This window comes from Spongiactinospora sp. TRM90649, from assembly GCF_029382225.1.
GTDB lineage: Bacteria > Actinomycetota > Actinomycetes > Streptosporangiales > Streptosporangiaceae > Spongiactinospora.
Window position 1 is genome coordinate 162276 of record NZ_JARLTC010000028.1, and the last position, 17921, is coordinate 180196.

Below are 17921 nucleotides of genomic sequence, written 5' to 3' on the forward strand. Positions count from 1 at the left end.
CCCCGCCCGGATGGGGTGCCCCGACCCGACGGACCGACGGCCCTGCGCCTGGCTGTACGGACGAAGTCACGCTCCGTCACGGGCGCAGGATCCGGCGATGTCGAAGACGGCCAACCGGCCAGTCCCGTGCTGGACTGCGCAGCAAACTACCGACCTCAGCTCAGATGTCAACCGTGTCCCGATCAGCGGGAACGCAATCTTTTAGCAGGTGGGCAAGTCGCGCCGACCGGTCAGGGTCGGGCGATGTCACCCGAAGGAGGGGGGCTCGGGCAAAGCCGGAAGGACCGGTGGGAGCGGCCCGCTGTGGACCAGGCCGAGCCGCTGTGTGGCGCGGGTCAGCGCGACGTACAGGTCACTGGCCCCGCGCGGCGATTCGGCCAGGATCCGCGAAGGTTCGACCACGATGACCGAGTCGAACTCCAGGCCCTTGGCGTCGGCGACGGTCAGCACCGCGGCCGGCGCGTCCAGTGCCGCCGCGCCCGGCCCGGCGACGGCGCCGGGCACCGAGGCGGTCACCGCCGCGCCGACCTCTTCGGCCAGTCCGGCGGGGGTGAGCACGGCCAGCCGCCCGCCGGCGGCGGCCTCCCGGGCGGCGGCGGAGCCGACCGCGCCGATCGAGCCGGCGGCCAGGGCCCACGGCGGCTCGCCGCCCTCGCGGACCGAGCGCGGCGCGGGCAGGCCGGGGCCGATCAGGCCGAGCACGTTCGCGGCGAGCGCCATCAGCTCGGCCGGGGTGCGGTAGTTGACCGTGAGGGTCTCCTCGCGGTGACGGCCCTGGGTGTAGGGGGCCAGGACCTCGCCCCAGGAGGCGGGACCGGCGCTGGTGCCGCTCTGGGCGATGTCGCCGACCACGGTCATCGCCCGCGCCGGGCAGCGGCGCATCACCGCACGCCAGGCCATCGGGGACAGCTCCTGCGCCTCGTCCACGATCACGTAGCCGAAGGCCCAGGTGCGGTCGGCGGCGGCGCGCTCGGCGGTGGTCAGGCCGTCGTCGTCGTCGCGGTGGCGGGCGGCCAGCCGCTCGGCGTCCATCATGTCCGACATACCGGTCAGCGCCAGGACCTCCCTGGCGTAGGCGAGCTCCCGGTCGTGGTCTTCGCGGGCGGCCGCCGCGGCGGCGGCGCGTTCCTCCTCGGCCATCCAGGCGCTGGCGCGCAGCACCTGCTCGTCGATGTCGCCGAGCAGTTCGGCGGCCTCGTCCAGCAGCGGCACGTCGGCCTCGGTCCACTCCCAGGCGCTCTGCGGGCCCGGCGCGGGGCGGCTCAGCAGCCGCCGCTCGGCGGAGGTGAGCACGTCTCCGGCGGCCTCGCCGAGCCGTTCGGGCGAGGTGTACAGGCCGATCAGCAGCCGCTGCGGGGTCAGGTAGGGCCACAGGCGGTTCAGCGCGGCGCGCACCGGCGGCTCGGTGCGCAGCTCCTCGCGCAGGTCGGCCAGTTCCTCGTCGTCGATCAGGCCCTTGCCCAGGCGTTTGGCGCTCTGCCTGGCCAGCGAGTTGAGCAGGTGCCGCACGAACACGGCGCGGGCCTGGTTGTGCGGGCGGCGCGAGCGGGCCGCGCGGTTGCGGGCCGCCTCCAGCACACGGGGTTCCAGGGTGAGGGCGTGGCCGCCCATGTCGATGGTGATCGCGCCCCGGGGGACGCGCTGGCGGGCGGTGACGGCCCTGGCGATCACCTTGGCCATCCGCGGGTCGCCCTTGACCGCGGCGACGGCGTCGCGGTCCCTGGCGGTGGCGCGAACGCCCGGGAACAGCTCGCCGACGGTGGACAGCAGCACGTCGGTCTCGCCCAGGGAGGGCAGCACCTGCTCGATGTAGCGCAGGAAGGTCGGGTTGGGGCCGAGGATGAGCACGCCCCTGCGGGCCAGCCGCTCACGGTGGGTGTAGAGCAGGTAGGCGGCGCGGTGCAGCGCCACCACGGTCTTGCCGGTGCCGGGGCCGCCCTGCACGACCAGCACGCCGTCCAGGGCCGAGCGGATGACGCGGTCCTGTTCGGCCTGGATGGTGGCCACGATGTCGCGCATCCGGCCGGTGCGGGCGGCGGTGATCGAGGCCAGCAGCGCGGCCTCGCCGTTGAGGGTGGCCCGGTCGGCGTCGGCCAGGTTGTCCAGGTCGAGCAGGTCGTCGTCGATGCCGGTGACGCGCCTGGCCCTGGTCTGCAGGTGGCGGCGCCGGGTGATGCCCATCGGCGCGGCGGGCGTGGCGCGGTAGAACGGCTGGGCCACCGGGGCCCGCCAGTCGATCAGCAGCCGCCGCTCGTCGTCGCTGAGGCCGATCCGGCCGATGTACAGCGTGCCGCCCGGGCCTTCGTCTCCTGGGCCTTCGTCGCCTGAGGCCGGTTCGGCGTGGTCGATGCGGCCGAAGCACAGGGCGTGCTCGACGGCCCACAGCCGGGCCAGGCGCTCGGCGTACATTCCGGCGAAGGTGTCGCGCTCGGAACGGTTCTGCAAGGTGCCCCCGCCGCCCTGGGCGAGCACGGCGTCGAGCTGGCGCCGGGTGTGGTCCCGCAGTGCGTCGAGGCGGTCGTACAGCCTGGTGACGTAGGCTTGCTCCCTGGCAAGCTCGCGTTCACGCGCTTCGAGGTGGCGGGTCGGTTGTGACATCCCCAATACTTTCTCACGGTGGGCACCTGCCCGCGTCCGGTGCACGGGCGGGATCGGTGACCGGGTGAGCCCTTCGGTTCCCGGCACGCCCCGGCTGCTGCGGGCGATCAACGACCGGGCGGCGCTGCGGGCGCTGCTGGAGCGTGGTCCGCTGACCCGGCCGGAGATCGGCGCGATCACGGGGCTGTCCAAGCCGACCGCCTCGCAGCTGCTGTCCCGGCTGCGCGCGGCGGGCCTGGTGGTCCTGGACGGCGTGCGGGAGGGCATGCCGGGCCGTACCGCCGAGCTGTACCGCCTGAACGCGGCCGCCGCCTATGTGGGGGCGCTCGACGTCACCCCGGGCCGGATCGACACGGCGATCACCGACATCACCGGCGCCGTCGCCGCCGAGCACCGCATGGCCACCCCCCGCGCCCGGGGCGACGTGGTGGCCCGGGTGCGCGAGGCGCTGGCCGGGGCGCGGGCCGCCGCGCCCGGCCTCCCCGAGCCGCGGCGGATCGTCATCGGCATCCAGGGCGCGCTCGACCCGGCGAGCGGGCGGCTGGGCTACGCGGCGCACATCCCCGGCTGGCACGTCCCCGACCTGCTGGCCACGCTGCGCGAGGGCCTGGGCGTGCCGGTCGACGTCGAGAACGACGTGAACCTGGTGGCGCTGGCCGAGCGGCGGCACGGCGTGGCCCGCGGCCACCAGGACTTCGTGCTGCTGTGGGGCGACTCAGGGCTGGGCTCGGCGCTGGTCCTCGGCGGCAGGCTGCACCGGGGCGCCACCGGCGGGGCGGGCGAGGTCGGCTACATGCCGGCGATCGGCGCGCCCACCATGCGCGACTCGGGGCGGTACGCCACCCACGGCTTCCAGGCGCTCGGCGGCGGGCGGGCCGTCCGGGCGGTGCTGCGCGCCCACGGGGTGCGCGGGGCGACCCCGGCCGGGGCCGTGGGCAACGCGGTGCGCGCCGCCGCCCGGGGCGAGGAACGCCCCGCGCGTGGGCTGGGCGAGGTCGCCGCGCGGCTGGCCACGGGCCTGGCCTCGGTGGTGGCCGTGGTCGATCCGGAGATCGTGGTGCTGACCGGGGCGATGCTGCTGGCCGGCGGCGAGACCCTGCGCGGCCTGATCGAGAGGGAGTTGCACGCGCTGACCCTGCCCCGCCCGCCGCTGCGGCTGTCCACCGTGCAGGGCAACCCGGTGCTGGCCGGGGCGGTCGAGCTGGGGCTGGCCGCGGTGCGCGAGGAGGTCTTCGGGTCGGCGGCGGAGAACTCGCCGTCGTGAGGGGGGTCCGCCGGGGCCGCGGGCGGTGGATCTAGACTGGCCGCAGCCTGCGGAACGGAGCCGGGAATGCGCACCGGATTGTTGATCGGCGAGCCCTCCGGGCCCGGCGCGCTGAACGAGCTGCGCGACCGGCTCGCCAAGGCCGCCGACGACGGCTTCGCCTCGGCGTGGCTGTCCAACATCTTCGGCCTGGACGCGCTGACCGCGCTGGCCGTGGCCGGTTCCCAGGTTCCGGGGATCGAGCTGGGCACCGCCGTCGTGCCGACCTACCCGCGCCATCCGATCGCGCTCGCCCAGCAGGCGCTGACGGTCAACGCCGCGCTCGGCGGGCGGCTCACGCTGGGCATCGGCCTGTCCCACAAGGTCGTCATCGAGGGCGTGTTCGGGCTGGGCTTCGACCGCCCGGCCCGGCACATGCGCGAGTACCTGACCGCGTTGGGCCCGCTGCTCGCCTCGGAGCAGACCGACGTCGACGGCGAGACGCTGCGCGCGCACATCCGGCTGAGCACCCCCACGTCGGGCGCGCCGCCGGTGCTGGTCGCCGCGCTCGGCCCGCGCCTGCTGAAGATCGCCGGTGAGCTGGCCGACGGCACCGTGCTGTGGATGACCGGCCCGGCCACCGTCGCCGGGCACATCGCGCCCGAGATCAACGCCGCGGCGGCCGCTGCCGGGCGTCCGGCGCCGCGCGTCGTGTGCGCGCTGCCGGTGTGCGTGACCGGCGACGCCGGGGAGGCCAGGGCACGCGCGGCGCGGATCTTCAAGATGTACGGCGAGCTGCCCTCCTACCGGGCGATGCTCGACCGCGAGGGCGCCGCCGGGCCCGCCGACGTGGCGCTGATCGGCGACGAGGACGCGGTGGCGGCGCGGGTCGACGCGCTGGCCAAGGCCGGTGTCACCGACTTCGTCGCCTCGGTGTTCACCAGAGACGACACCCGCACCGCCGCCTTCCTGCGGTCCCTGCTGTAGTCACAGCTTGGTTTCGGGGGCCGCCTTCGCCTTGACGGGGCACGCGGAGCTGTTACCTTCCCCGTTTAGGAAAGTTTCCTAATTGAATCGGCGGGAGGCGGCGTGGCCCTGGCGGGAGCGAACAGGTGAAGCTGGCCGTCGTCGGGGGCGGCTCGACGTACACCCCGGAGCTGATCGACGGGTTCGCGCGGCTGCGCGACGTGCTCCCGATCAGCGAGATCGCGCTCATCGACCCCGACCCGCGCCGGTTGGCACCGGTCGCGGGCGTGTCGGCGCGGATGCTGGCCGGGGCCGGGCATCCGGCCAGGATCACCACGGCGAGCGATCCGGCCGAGGGCGCGGCCGGCGCGCAGGCCGTACTGGTGCAGTTGCGCGTCGGCGGGCAGGCGGCCCGCCACCTGGACGAGACGGTGCCGCTGTCCTGCGGCTGCGTGGGCCAGGAGACCACCGGCGCGGGCGGCCTGGCCAAGGCGCTGCGCACGGTGCCCGTGGTGCTGGACATCGCCGAGCGCGTCGCCGAGGCCGCGCCGGACGCCTGGATCATCGACTTCACCAACCCGGTCGGCATCGTCACCCGCGCGCTGCTGGACGCCGGGCACCGCGCGATCGGCCTGTGCAACGTGGCCATCGGGTTCCAGCGGCGCTTCGCCGCCCTGCTCGGCGCCGACCCCGGCCGGATCTCGCTGGGCCACGTCGGGCTCAACCACCTGACCTGGGAGCGGTCGGTCCTGCTCGACGGCCGCGAGGTGCTGCCCGAACTGCTCGACGGCCACGCCGAGACGATCGCGGACTCGGTGGGGCTGCCCGCCGCGCTGCTGCGCCGCCTGGGCATGGTGCCCTCCTACTACCTGCGCTACTTCTACGAGCACGACGCGGTCGTGGCCGAGCAGCGCGACGCGCCCACCCGCGCCGCCAAGGTCGCGGCCATGGAGGCCGAACTGCTGGAGCTGTACGCGGACCCGGCCGTCGCCACCAAGCCCGAACTGCTGTCCGGCCGGGGCGGCGCCTTCTACTCCGAGGCCGCCGTGGACCTGGCCGCCGCGCTGCTCGGCGACCGGCCCGGGCCGCTGGTGGTCAACGTCCGCAACGGCGGCACGCTGCCGTTCCTGCCCCCCGAGGCGATCATCGAGGTGCCCGCCTCGGTCGGCCCGGACGGCGCGGTCCCGCTGCCCGTGGACCCGGTGCCGCCGCTGCTGTCCGGGCTGATCGCGCACGTGGCCGCCTACGAGGAACTGGCCGGTCTGGCGGCGATGCGCGGCGGGGTGGACGCGGTCACCGACGCGCTGCTGGCCCACCCGCTCATCGGCCAGGCGTCGGTCGCCGCGGACCTGGCCGCCCGGCTGGTCGAGGCCGGGCGCGAGCATCTTCCCTGGGCGCGAGGAGAGGGGTGAGCGCGGTGCGGACGGTGCTGGCGATCGACGGCGGCAACAGCAAGACCGACGTCGCCCTGGTCGCCGAGGACGGCTCGGTGCTGGCCAGGGGCAGGGGCGGCGGTTTCCAGCCGCAGAGCGCAGGGGTGCGGGCCGCCGTGGACGAGGTGACCCGCGCGCTGGGCGCCGCGATCTCCGGCGCTCCGCCGTACGCCGACCACGTGGCCGCCTACCTGGCCGGGGCCGACCTGCCCGTGGAGGAGGACGCGCTGCGCGACGAGATGCTGCGCCGCGGGCTCGCGCCCCGGGTGGTCGTCGGCAACGACACCTTCGCGCTGCTGCGCGCCGGGGCCTCGGGCGACTGGGGGGTGGCGGTGGCCTGCGGGGCGGGCATCAACGCCGTGGGGGTCTCGCCGTCCGGCAACGTCGCGCGGTTCCCCTCGCTCGGGCGGATCACCGGCGACTGGGGCGGCGGCATCGGCCTGGGAGAGGAGGCGCTGTGGCACGCCGTACGGGCCGAGGACGGCCGGGGCCCGGCGACCGTGCTGGCCGAGGCGGTGCGGCTGTGGTTCGGCGCTCGCAGCGTGGCCGACGTGGCGATCGCGCTGCACTTCGGCGACCTGCCGCAGAGCAGGCTGAACGAGCTGGCCCGCCCGCTGCTGGCCGCCGCCCGCGACGGCGACAAGGTCGCGCTGGCGCTGGTGGAACGCCAGGCCGAGGAGGTCGTGGTGCTCGCCGAGGTGGCGATGCGGCGGCTTGACCTGCTGGGCACGCCCACCGAGGTGGTGCTCGGCGGCGGCGTGCTGACCGCCCGCGATCCGCTGCTCAACGGCCTGGTGGACAGCGGGCTGGCCCAGCGCGCGCCGAACGCCAAGGCGGTGATCGCCGACGTGCCGCCGATCGCGGGCGCGGCCCTGCTCGGGCTGGACCAGCTCGGCGCGCCCCAGGAGGCCAAGGACCGGCTGCGGGCGGCCCTTTCCGGGTGACCGTCCGCGCTCCCCCGGCGAGGCCGGCCTGGCCTCCGCCGATGCTGCCGCCGGCGAGCCGGCTGAGGAAGTACTGCACGTCGGCGTTCTGGGTGACCTTCCCGGCCAGCGGGGCGGCGGCGTCGAAGACGCCGTAGAAGGCCACGGAGGCGGCGAACTCCTTGAGCGCCCGCTTGGCGCTACGGCCCGCTGTACGACCTGCTCAACGGCCAGGGCGGCACCGACCGATCCCCACCGCCAAGGAGAGCCTGGGCAGGGCGCTGCTCTACCTCACCATGGCCCACAAGTCTTCGAGTCCGAGATGCGCGACCTGCGCGCCGAGTACGACCGGGCGACGGGACCGTGTCCGCGCTGCGCGCCATCGCCGGACTGCCGCACCCCGGCTGAGCCGTTCACGGATCCTCGCCCGCCAGCACGCCGACCAGGATGTCGGCGTGGCACTCCTTGTCGGGGGCGCACCAGCAGGCCAGGTCGCGCCCGGCCAGCTCGCGCCGGGCCCGCTCGACCAGTTCGGGGTGCTCGCGAAGATGCTCCCGGTACAACACCATCATCTCGTGCCGGGTGTGCCGCCGCCCGCAGGTCCGGCAGCCCTTGCCCTTCTTGGTAGGCAGGGTGTGCGGGTTGTTGAACGGCGACGCGTTCAGCCCGGGGGCGGGCCGTCCGACGTACACGGCCCCCTCGGGCACGTGGCCGTGATACAGGTCGCCTTCGACCCTGACTCGCCTCGGCATGCCGTCCCCCGGTTCGCGTCTCGATGACCGTCGATGTCATCGTGCCTACCCGGACGGCGCGGCCACCGTCACCGGCGTTCTGTCGGCGGGCACTGCTATAGATTCGGCATGGACCTCTCCCCCCTCGCCCAGCGCCTGCTCGGCCTGCTCGACGGCACCGCGCCCGACGCCGCGCACTGGCCCGCCGTCTCGCAGCTGACCACGGCGCTGGGGCGCCCGGGTGACGGCCCCGTCGTCGACAAGACCTGGCAGAACATGGTCGCCCCGGCCCGCGAGCTGGCCGAGTTTCTCCTGGGCGATCCCTGCCACGGGCACTTCAGGGTGCTGGTGGCGGCCGGGATGGCGGGCATCGACGCCCCCGAGGTGCGGGCCCGGCTGGCCGGACGGCTCGGCCCGATCGCCCTCGCCGAGGCCGACCTGGTGCTCGGCTGGGACGTCGAGACGCGCGCCCTGTTCCTGGAGGCGGTCAGGCCCCCCGCCATCGGAGACTCACGGCCCGCCGGGCTGGCCGAATGGCTGCACGGCCGGCCCGGCTATCCCGCCTTCGCCCGCGCCGCCCTGGAACTGGCCGCCGACCGTGTCGCCGCCATCCACACGGGTGAGATCCCCTACCAGGCGGACAAGGCGTTCGACGACCAGGAGAGGAACACCCTCGGGCGTGCCGTCCGGCTGGCGCTGCTCCGCGACGAGCCGTGGCTGCCCGACCTGCTCGACCGCCTGCTGCGCGGCATCGCGGTGGCCCCCACCAGCGCCAAGACCCTCCCCTCCCAGTCCCTGCTGTTCGAGATCGGCCGCGCGCTGCAGGACCACCCCACCCCCGAGGCGATCTCCTCACTGCGCGCCGCCCGCCAGATCACCCGGCACGCCGGTGTGCCCAAACAGCTCGACCGCATGTTCAAGCGCATCGAACCGGCGCTGGCCGAGCGGCTGGAGGTGGCGTTCCGGCTCCCGGACGGCCGGCTGCGGCAGGCGGTCGGGGAGCACACGGCGGTGATCTCGATCGACGGCGAGACCGAGCTGTCGTGGTGGCACGGCGACAAGCGGCTCAGATCGGTGCCGGCGGCGGTCAAGCGCGACCACCCCGAGGAGGTGAGGCGGCTGCGCGAGCAGGTCAAGCTGGTCCGCCACCAGCAGGCGACCCTGGCCAGGGCGCTGGAGGCGGGCTACACCGCCGAGGTGGCCCCGCCGTACCGGCGGCTGGAAGGGCGCCCGCTCACCGACCGGCTGATCTGGGAGTTCGAGACCGAGCCCGGCGTGTGGCACGCCGAACTCGGGCTGACCGTGCCGGACGTCCCGGTCCGGCTGTGGCATCCGGCGCGGGCTACGGCGGAGCAGGTGCGGGCCTGGCGCGACCTCGTCGCGGACAAGGAGCTGCGCCAGCCGTTCAAGCAGGCGTTCCGCGAGATCTACCCGCTCACCCCGGCCGAGGTGGAGACCGGCGACCACTCGCTCAGGTTCGCCGAGCACGTCGTCGACTACCGAAGGCTCCGCGCCCTGTTCAAGGAACGCGGCTGGACCTCCAACTACCTGGGCCCCTGGGAGGGGCGCGGCGGCGACGCCCGGCGGTCCTTCGCCGGCGGGCGCTGGCGGGCCACCTTCGACCACGACTACTACGACGAGGGCTACGCGACCACCGGCCGGGTCCTGTTCCACCGGCCGGCCGAAGGCGGATGGCAGCAGGCGCCCCTGTCCGAGGTCCCCGCGCTGGTGTTCGGCGAGGCCATGCGCGACATCGACCTGTTCATCGGCGTCTGCTCGATCACCTCCGACCCCCGCTGGGCCGGCAACGGCCCTGACGACCTGCGCACCTACTGGCACACCGGCTCGTTCGGCCCGCTCCCCCCGTCCGCCGAGGTCCGCCGCGACGCCCTCGCCCGCCTTCTGCCCCGCCTGACCATCGCCGACCGCTGCACCCTGACCGACCGCTTCCTGGTGGTCCGCGGCGACCTCCGCACCTACAAGATCCACCTCGGCTCCGGCAACATCCTGATGGAGCCCAACGACGCCTACCTCTGCGTGGTCGCCGGCCCCGACCGCCATTCCCGCCGCTTCCTCCCCTTCGAGGAAGACGGCCGCCTCGCCCTGATCCTCTCCAAGGCCTTCCTCCTATCCGCCGACACCACCATCACCGACCCGGCCATCACCCGCCAACTCCACTCCTGACCCACCCTCACCCGGGTCCTGTATGGAATCCTCCATGGGGGATGACGTGATGGCCCATCGACTCTCGCCGGTTACGAAGAGGCGATCAGTCATGCCGGCCCCCGAACCCGGGGTAGGGCTGTCCCCATGGGCCCGCGCCGTTCGAGTGATCTGCCTCACATGGTGTTACCGCGAGGGGTTCTCCGGTGTCTTGAGGTCAAACCCCGAGGAACACAGGAGACGTCATGACCGGGAACACCGATGTCATCGTGATCGGCGGCGGATACGCCGGCGTCATGGCCGCCAGTCGCCTGACACGGCGCGACGATGTGACGGTGACGCTGATCAACCCGCGTCCGAGGTTCGTCGATCGGATCCGCCTGCACCAGCTCGTGGCCGGATCCCACGACGCGGTCCTCGACTTCGAACGGGTCCTGGGCGAGCGCGTCCGGCTTACGGTCGACACCGTGACCCGGATCGACGCCGCCGAGCGGCGCGTGACGCTGGCCGGCGGCGACACGATCGACTACGACCACCTGATCTACGCCGTGGGCAGTGGCAGCGCCGCCCCTGGCGTGCCCGGGGCGGCGGAGTTCGCCTACCCGCTGGCCGGTCTGGAGGAGGCGCAGCGGTTGCGGCAGGCCCTCGACGCCGCGCCCGCGACGGCCGCGGTCACGGTGGTCGGCGCCGGTCCCACCGGCATCGAGACCGCCGCCGAACTCGGCGAGCTGGGCCGGGCGGTGACGCTGGTGTGCGGCGGGGTGCTCGGCCCGTACCTGCACCCCCGGGGCCGGCGTTCGGTCGCCGGGCGGCTGGCCGCGCTCGGGGTGACCGTGCTCGAAGGCCCCGGCGCGCGGGTGACGGCCGTGACGGCCGATGAGGTGCGGCTCGGCGACGGACGCGCGCTGCCCAGCGAGGTGACGGTCTGGACCGCCGGATTCGGCGTGCCCGGCCTGGCCGCCCGCAGCGGGCTGGCCACCGACGCCGCGGGTCGCATGCTCACCGACGAGACGCTGACCAGCGTGGACGATCCGCGGATCGTCGCGGCCGGGGACTCGGCGGCGCCGTCCGGGCTGCCGTACCGGATGAGCTGCCAGGCCGCGGTCCAGCTCGGCCCGCAGGCCGCCGAGACGGTGCTCAGCAGGATCGCGGGCGAGCGGCCCGCCCCCGTCCGGGTGGGGTTCGCCGGCCAGTGCATCAGCCTGGGACGACGCGCCGGGATCTTCCAGTTCGCCCGCATGAACGACACGGCGGTGGGCCTGTACGTCGCCGGCCGGGCGGGCGGGAGGCTCAAGGAACTGATCTGCGAGGGCATCATCGCCCAGCAGGTCGCGCACGAGGCGCGCAAGCCCGGTTCGCGCTCATGGTGGGGCAAGGACGGCACACGCCCGCTGCTGCTGGAAGCCCACCACGGCCGGCCGCTACCCACCCACTGAGAAATGAGCGACCACACCGGCGACACGGCGACCGAGATCTTCGTCTCCTACCGTAACCTGCTGTTCACCGTCGCCTACGAGATGCTCGGCTCGGCCGCCGACGCCGAAGACGTCCTGCAGGAGACCTGGCTGCGCTGGGTCAAGATCGACATGGGGCAGGTGCGCGACCGGCGCGCGTACCTGGTCCGGATCACGACCCGGCAGGCGCTCAACCGGCTGCGCACCATGCGCCGCCGCAAGGAGGCCTACGTCGGCCCCTGGCTGCCCGAGCCGCTGCTCACCTCCCCGGACGTCGCCGAGGACGCCGAGCTCGCCGAGAGCGTCTCGATGGCCCTCATGATCGTCCTGGAACGTCTCGCGCCGGCCGAGCGCGCCGTGTTCGTCCTGCGCGAGGCCTTCGGCATCGGCTACGACGAGATCGCGGCCGCGATCGGCAAGAGCCCGGCGGCCGTCCGCCAGATCGCCTACCGCGCCCGCCGCCATGTCGACGCCGACCGTCCCCGCGAGGTGGTCTCCCCCGCGCGGACCCGCGCGGCCCTGGAGTCCTTCCGGCACGCACTCGAAACCAGCGACCTGCGGGCCCTGCTCGACGTGCTCGCCCCCCAGGTCGTCTTCGTCACCGATGGCGGCGGCCTCAGACAGGCCGCCCTACGACCGATCACCGGCGCCGGCCAGGTGGCCCGCTTCATCCTCAGCGGCATCGCCAGGTTCGACATCACCCTCACCGCCGACCCCGCCCTGGCCAACGGCAACCCGGCCCTCGTCATCCGCGTGAACGGCGAACTGGACGGCATCGTCGCGATCCGAGTCCAGGGCACCCGCATCACCGGCCTCTACTACGTCTGCAACCCGGAGAAGCTCACCCGGGCCGAGTCCGAAACCCCGCTCACCCTGCGGTGAGCTCTATTACGGAATGGTCATTCATGATGAAGACCACTCCCGCCGAACACCCGGGCCTGCGACTGCCGATCGAGCGTGGCTGCCCGTTCGCCCCGCCTCCCGAATACGGGCGACTGCGCGAGCGGGCGCCGATCGGCAAGGTCCGCATGGTGAGCGGCGCCGATGGGTGGCTGGTCTCCGGCCATGAGGAGGCCCGTGCCGTCCTCACCGACCGCCGTTTCTCCTCCGACCGGCGCAAGGAGGGCTTCCCGTTCTTCGTCGCCGACCCGGCGACCCTGCGGCGGCTTCGCGAGCAGCCGCCGTTCCTGGTCGGCATGGACGGCGCGGAACACTCCGCCGCCCGGCGCTCGCTGATCGGCGAGTTCACCGTGAAGCGGCTGGCCGCGCTGCGTCCGCGGATCCAGGACATCGTCGACCGGTTCATCGACGAAATGCTCGCCACCGGCCGGCGTCCGATCGACCTGGTGCGGCGGCTGTCCCTGCCGGTGCCCTCGCTGGTGATCTGCGAACTGCTCGGTGTGCCCTACGCCGACCACGACTTCTTCCAGAGCCGCACGACCGTGGCGGTGCGCCGTACCTCCTCCTCGGAGGACCGGCTTCGAGCCTTCGCCGAAGTCCGCGCGTACCTGGACGACCTGGTCACCCGTAAGGAGTCCGACCCCGGCGACGACCTGCTCAGCCGGCAGATCGCCCGGCAACGTGAGGAGGGCGCCCTCGACCACATGGGCCTGGTGAACATGGCCTTCCTGCTGCTGACCGCCGGGCACGAGACCACGGCCAACATGATCTCGCTCGGTGTGCTCGGGCTGCTCACCCATCCGGAACAACTGGCCCTGATCACGGCGCACCCGGACAAGACACCTGTGGCCGTGGAGGAACTGCTGCGCTACTTCAGCATCGCCGACCTGGCCGTCGCCCGGGTGGCCACCGAGGACGTGCGGATCGGCGAGGCGAGCATCAAGGCCGGCGAAGGCGTCGTCGTGTCGGGCCTGTCGGCCAACTGGGACCCCGCCGTGTTCGAGGACCCCGCTCGGCTGGACGTCGAGCGCGGCGGGGCCCGCCACCACATCGCCTTCGGCTTCGGCCCGCACCAGTGCCTCGGGCAGAACCTGGCCCGGATGGAGCTGCGGATCGTCTTCGACACGCTGTTCCGCCGCGTCCCCACCCTGCGGCTCGCGGCCCCCGTCGAGGACCTGCCCTTCAAGGCGGACGCCGTCGTCTACGGCGCCTACGAACTCCCGGTCACGTGGTGAGGTGGAGATGATGCGCATCAAAGCGGACACCGGGGTCTGCGTCGGCTCCGGCCAGTGCGTCCTGACCGAGCCGGCCGTGTTCGACCAGGGCGACGACGGCATCGTGGTCCTGCTGACCGACCACCCCGACGACGAGACCGCGCCACGAGCGCGCGCCGCCGTCGCCCTGTGCCCGTCCCGCGCCCTGTCCATCCAGTGACAGCACCCGTCCTGGGCCAGGTGCGAGGCCGTGCGAGCGGCCGCCGCCGTCCTGGCCGGAACGTGACATTGACCGGGAATCAGGAGCGAAGCGGGTTAGGGTCGCGTCCGTCGGTCAAACGAAAGGACGTGATCGTGGCATTACTGTCAGGTAGCGGCAAGTCCGGATTGAACGGCCCTATCGGCAAAACCGCCCCGGCCCCTCCCGCGGAGCTCCTGTTCCAGGTCGCGGCCCTGGCCCGGCTCACGGCCTGCCCGCTCACGACGGACATCGGGCCTGAGGAGGGCATCACCATCAACGAGGCCGTCGCCCTCGTCATGTCGCCGTCACCCGTCACGCCGCTGCTGTCCGACCCTGACCTGGCCATCGTGGCCAAGATCGCCGAGGACGACCCCGACCACGCCGAAACCCTCCGCGCCCTCATCGCCGCCTTCCGCACCGACCTCGCCGCCGCGGCCGAACAGATCGGCGACCCGGTGCTCAGCGCCCACCTGCACGCCTCCGCCGCCGCGGCGACCGGCTTCGACGCCGAGGCCCACACCCTGCCGCTGCCGGAGGACGACGACCTCGACATCGTCCTCGACGCCATCAACGAGCACGTCGCCCGCGTTCACGCCTCCCTCGGCGGAACCGCGACCGTGGTCCCCGCCCAGGTCGTGCACCGGCAACTGCTGCGCACCCTGGCGACCGCGGCCCCCGCGGTGCCGATCCCGCCCCGCTCCGGCGACACCACGCCCCTGGTCCGCAGGGTCGAGGAGGCCGCCGCGATCATCCGCCTGTCCACCCGCGACGGCCAGGGGCAGCAGGAGGCGGCCATGCTCACCCGCCGCCTGTACTGGCAGGACGAGATGCTGCAGCAGGCGCTCGACGCCCTGACCCCCGCCGACCCTACGCCCACCAAATCCGTGCTCGGCACACCCGGATCAGCGAACCCCGCCTCGCTCATCACCGCCATCCACGTGGACCACCTCGCCTTCTCCCTCGGCGTGTCCCATGGAATCCGCGACACCTGCGCGCAACGCGTCGCGAAGACCCCGCCCACCGCCGCTCCCCCATCGAAGGCTCCCGCACACGGCGTGCCGGTCCCCACCCGCTTCACTCACCGCGACCCCCTCACCGGTGAAGTCCGCATGAACCGCTTCGAGATGATGGAGTACTTCGCCTACGCCGGCGACCACGCCTACGACCCCGCCACGGACACCTGGCGGGAACTCACCCCCAGGGAGAAGTGCATCAGGAACTGGGGCGTCGCGGGCGGCCTCTTCGGCTGGGTCGCCGGATCCGCCGCAGGCGTGGTCAGCATCCCGGCCACCGGAGGAACCGGGCCCTTCATCCTCCAGTGGCACGGCTTCATGGCCGGCGTGGGAGGCGGGATGAAGTTCGGCGAATGGGTCGCCGACCGGTACGAACTCACCTGAGGCGACGGCCCGCGGAGAACCAATGGCTCCGCAGGCTTCCCCCTCGGCGCCGATGCGGGGCCTGGGCCGCCGGGCGACTGACACAGGCCACCCGTGGTCCCGGCTGCCCGGCGCCCCTGAATCGAGGGCGCCGCCGGCCGCTTAGACGACACCATGAGCGGCTTGCGGAGGCCGGGGAGGACAACGCTCCTCCCCGGCCTCGACCGCGAGGAACTCACCTACGTCGGCCCCGGCCGCACCGCCCTGCTCTACAGCACTCGGCAGGACGCCGGCGCGAAGGCCATGTTCCTGTGGCGGTCCGAGGACAAGGCCGCCGACGCACCGCGCAGCAGAGAGCCCTGGCCGAGGCATACCGCGGGTCAGACTGGGAGGTGCCGCGCCTGCTGGAAGCCATGACCGGCGCGCCCGACTTCTATTACGACTCCATGAGCCAGGTGCGTATGGAAACCTGGCACGCCGGCCCGGTCGCGCTGGTCGGCGACGCCGCCTATTGCGCCTCGCCCGCCTCCGGCCAGGGCACCAGCCTGGCGCTGGTCGGCGCGTACGTACTGGCGGCCGGGCTCAAGCAGGCCGCAGGCGACCACACCGTCGCCTTCCCCGCCCACGAGGCCAGCATGCGCCCCTTCGTAGAGGCCAACCAGGCGCTCGGCACCGCCAACATCAAGCGCATGGTCCTGTCCAGCCGGTCCCAGGTCCGCATGTCGATGCTGATGCTGCGTCTGGTCAACCCGCTGTCCGGCAAGGACCGGATCATGGCCAAGGTCGTCGAGCCCATCCACCGTGCCGCCACCGCCATCGACCTGCCCACCGTATGATGACAGCGCGCGGACGCCGTCGACGAGACCGGCGACATCCGGGCCGCCCTCGTCGACGATGTGCGCAAGATCGCCGCCGCGCGCGACGCCCTTGGGCTCACCCTGGCCGAGCGGGCCCGCGTGCGCGTCGGCGCAGACGCCCAGGCGCTGTTCGACCAGCCGGCGTCGATCATGGATCGCCGCGTGGCAATGGAGCTGGTTGATCGCCTACTTCTCGTGCCGGTGGTGCAGAGCAGCTTCCAGCAGGGCTTCGGCCTGGTCGTGGCCGGGGCTGGCGCCGTGGTGCGGGCGGGCGTGGCGGCACCACTCCAGCGCCGTGCGGAGCTCGATCGCATCACGCAGGTGGGGATCGGCGCCGCGGCGTAGCAGGTGTTCGACGCTGGCGGCTCGGCCGTTGGCGGCGGCCAGGCGCAGCGCCTGGCGCCGGTAGCGGAGGTCTTCGGCGTCGATCGGGGTACCCACCTCCAGCAGGCGGTCGATCACGGTCAGCCGCTGATGGTCGGCGGCCATCGCCAGCGCGCGGACGCGGTCGTCCAGCGGGCTGTCGGCCCCCAGCCAGCCCTCCACGTCTCCGGCCGCGGCGGCCTCGCTGAGGGAGACGATCCGGGCACCGGCCGCCAGCAGCACGTCCAGGACACCGGTCATGCCGAAGACGGCCGCGTGCCGCACTGCGGTACCGCCCGGCACGCCGCCTGCATTCGGTGCGGCGATGCCCTCCAGATCGGCGCCGGCCTCGATGAGGACGGCGGCGACCTCGGCGTCGCCGTAGCTGGCCGCAGTGATCAGCGGTGTCTCCGGCTCGCCCGGCTCGCCGTCCACCGGCGCACCCGCCTCGATCAGCGCGCGGGCGACGGCGCCGGTACCGGGCAGCCATCCCACGGGCCCATCGAGGCCGCGCCGCGCGGCGTTGAAGCGCAGCATCGCGATGTAGCCGAGCGGGCTGGCCCCGCGCGGGTGGTCGCACCAGTTGCGCAGGCTCTGCCGGGCCTGCTCGGGGTGGGCGGCCAGTAGCTCCTGCAGCCGGGCCAGGTCGCGCTGGTTGAGGATCTCGCGCCGCTCGACTTCGACCTTCAGCCGGGCCCAGCTGGCAAAACCATAGTCGCGGGCGATCGCCAGCTGGGCGGCGTTCAGCGTCGGAGTCTCGGTGATGGAGGCGAGGCGGGAGGTCGCGGCGTCCTCGCCGGCCTGGGCTGCGCGCAGCAGCTCCTTGGCCTGGCGGCGCAGCTGGGCGAGGTCGGGGCGGTCGGGAAGCTGAGGCATGACGTCTCCCTGGCGAGCCGGTGGTCCGCGTACCAGGCCGATAGGAGATCGTCGGCGTGCTGATGGCTGTGCTGCGGTGAGGTGGACTCTGTCCTGCCCGCGGACCCGGAGGCGCCCTCCAGCGCCTTGGGCTCCACCCTAGTCGAGCACGGCGGTGTGGGCGAGCGAGCTCGCGGGCGTGCTTCGTGCAGCGAGCGGAACCGGATGCCGCGCTTGCGCTGCCCGGCGACGATGGCGATCAGGTCCCGCAGCGAGCGTCCGAGCCGGTCCAGCGACGGCACGACGAGGGTGTCGCCGCGCGCAGGGAGGCCAGCGCCTTCCACAGCTCCTCGCGCTCGACATTCTGCTGCCGCCGCGGCAGCGTGCGGTGCAGGTGCTGCGGGAGGTCCTGGAGTTCAATGCCGCCGAGGTGGCCGGCCAGCTCGGCACCACCCCCGGCCGGCGGGTCACCCGCTCGCCTGGAGTGCCTGTCGGCCGAGCCGGTCGGCGCCGCCGTTCTCACGCGGCGGTCAAGCAGCGGTTCGCGGCCAAGAGCAGCGTGCGCTTCACCGTCAAGCGACGGGGCGGGCCCCCGGCGACGTGG

Annotated in this window: 15 protein-coding genes and 1 pseudogene; 12 read left to right on the top strand and 4 right to left on the bottom strand. The window is 73.7% G+C overall.

Annotated features, from left to right (window positions below; translation table 11 throughout):
* Window positions 1-246 precede the first annotated feature (246 nt).
* Window positions 247-2598, bottom strand: a complete 2352-nt coding sequence (locus P3X83_RS29390) for an ATP-binding domain-containing protein (protein ID WP_277308512.1) — start codon at window positions 2596-2598, stop codon at window positions 247-249.
* A 64-nt stretch (window positions 2599-2662) separates the two neighbouring features.
* Here P3X83_RS29390 and P3X83_RS29395 point away from each other — a divergent pair, with 64 nt between their 5' ends.
* The 4 genes from P3X83_RS29395 (at window position 2663) to P3X83_RS29410 (ending at window position 7184) form a co-directional block, all read left to right on the top strand.
* On the top strand, window positions 2663-3862 hold the full coding sequence (locus P3X83_RS29395; protein ID WP_277308513.1) for an ROK family transcriptional regulator: 1200 nt from the start codon (window positions 2663-2665) through the stop codon (window positions 3860-3862).
* Between the two features lie 66 nt (window positions 3863-3928).
* Window positions 3929-4828, top strand: coding sequence for an LLM class F420-dependent oxidoreductase (locus P3X83_RS29400; protein WP_277308514.1), 900 nt, complete (start codon window positions 3929-3931; stop codon window positions 4826-4828).
* A 125-nt stretch (window positions 4829-4953) separates the two neighbouring features.
* Complete coding sequence (locus P3X83_RS29405) at window positions 4954-6219, top strand: 6-phospho-beta-glucosidase (protein WP_277308515.1); 1266 nt, start codon at window positions 4954-4956, stop codon at window positions 6217-6219.
* A complete protein-coding gene (locus tag P3X83_RS29410; RefSeq protein ID WP_277308516.1) occupies window positions 6216-7184 on the top strand; it encodes a BadF/BadG/BcrA/BcrD ATPase family protein in 969 nt (322 codons plus the stop codon). The genes P3X83_RS29405 and P3X83_RS29410 overlap by 4 nt, the downstream gene beginning before the upstream one ends.
* Window positions 7185-7576: 392 nt before the next feature.
* On the opposite strand, the gene P3X83_RS29415 is transcribed toward P3X83_RS29410, so the two are convergent.
* Window positions 7577-7915 (bottom strand): DUF4326 domain-containing protein, encoded by a 339-nt coding sequence (locus P3X83_RS29415; RefSeq protein WP_277308517.1) that lies wholly within the window; start codon window positions 7913-7915, stop codon window positions 7577-7579.
* A 108-nt stretch (window positions 7916-8023) separates the two neighbouring features.
* Between P3X83_RS29415 and P3X83_RS29420 the strand changes: the two genes are divergently transcribed.
* The 7 genes from P3X83_RS29420 (at window position 8024) to P3X83_RS29450 (ending at window position 16078) form a co-directional block, all read left to right on the top strand.
* Window positions 8024-10078, top strand: coding sequence for a DUF4132 domain-containing protein (locus P3X83_RS29420; RefSeq protein WP_277308518.1), 2055 nt, complete (start codon window positions 8024-8026; stop codon window positions 10076-10078).
* Window positions 10079-10302: 224 nt separating this feature from the next.
* Window positions 10303-11493, top strand: a complete 1191-nt coding sequence (locus P3X83_RS29425; RefSeq protein WP_277308519.1) for an FAD-dependent oxidoreductase — start codon at window positions 10303-10305, stop codon at window positions 11491-11493.
* A 3-nt stretch (window positions 11494-11496) separates the two neighbouring features.
* Window positions 11497-12393: an RNA polymerase sigma-70 factor gene (locus P3X83_RS29430; protein WP_277308520.1), complete on the top strand. Its 897-nt coding sequence runs from the start codon at window positions 11497-11499 to the stop codon at window positions 12391-12393.
* 23 nt (window positions 12394-12416) lie between these two features.
* Window positions 12417-13646: a cytochrome P450 gene (locus tag P3X83_RS29435; protein WP_277308521.1), complete on the top strand. Its 1230-nt coding sequence runs from the start codon at window positions 12417-12419 to the stop codon at window positions 13644-13646.
* 10 nt (window positions 13647-13656) lie between these two features.
* Window positions 13657-13845 (top strand): (4Fe-4S)-binding protein, encoded by a 189-nt coding sequence (locus P3X83_RS29440; protein WP_277308522.1) that lies wholly within the window; start codon window positions 13657-13659, stop codon window positions 13843-13845.
* 134 nt (window positions 13846-13979) lie between these two features.
* Complete coding sequence (locus tag P3X83_RS29445; protein WP_277308523.1) at window positions 13980-15263, top strand: hypothetical protein; 1284 nt, start codon at window positions 13980-13982, stop codon at window positions 15261-15263.
* A gap of 371 nt (window positions 15264-15634) precedes the next feature.
* Window positions 15635-16078, top strand: a complete 444-nt coding sequence (locus tag P3X83_RS29450; RefSeq protein ID WP_277308524.1) for an FAD-dependent monooxygenase — start codon at window positions 15635-15637, stop codon at window positions 16076-16078.
* Window positions 16079-16285: 207 nt separating this feature from the next.
* On the opposite strand, the gene P3X83_RS29455 is transcribed toward P3X83_RS29450, so the two are convergent.
* Complete coding sequence (locus P3X83_RS29455) at window positions 16286-17338, bottom strand: hypothetical protein (RefSeq protein ID WP_277308525.1); 1053 nt, start codon at window positions 17336-17338, stop codon at window positions 16286-16288.
* A gap of 179 nt (window positions 17339-17517) precedes the next feature.
* Window positions 17518-17634 (bottom strand): annotated as a pseudogene (locus P3X83_RS29460) (recombinase family protein); the annotation flags it as partial.
* A 71-nt stretch (window positions 17635-17705) separates the two neighbouring features.
* Between P3X83_RS29460 and P3X83_RS29465 the strand changes: the two are divergent.
* Window positions 17706-17921, top strand: a 216-nt coding sequence (locus tag P3X83_RS29465) for a hypothetical protein (protein ID WP_277308526.1), incomplete at its 3' end; no start/stop codon positions are given.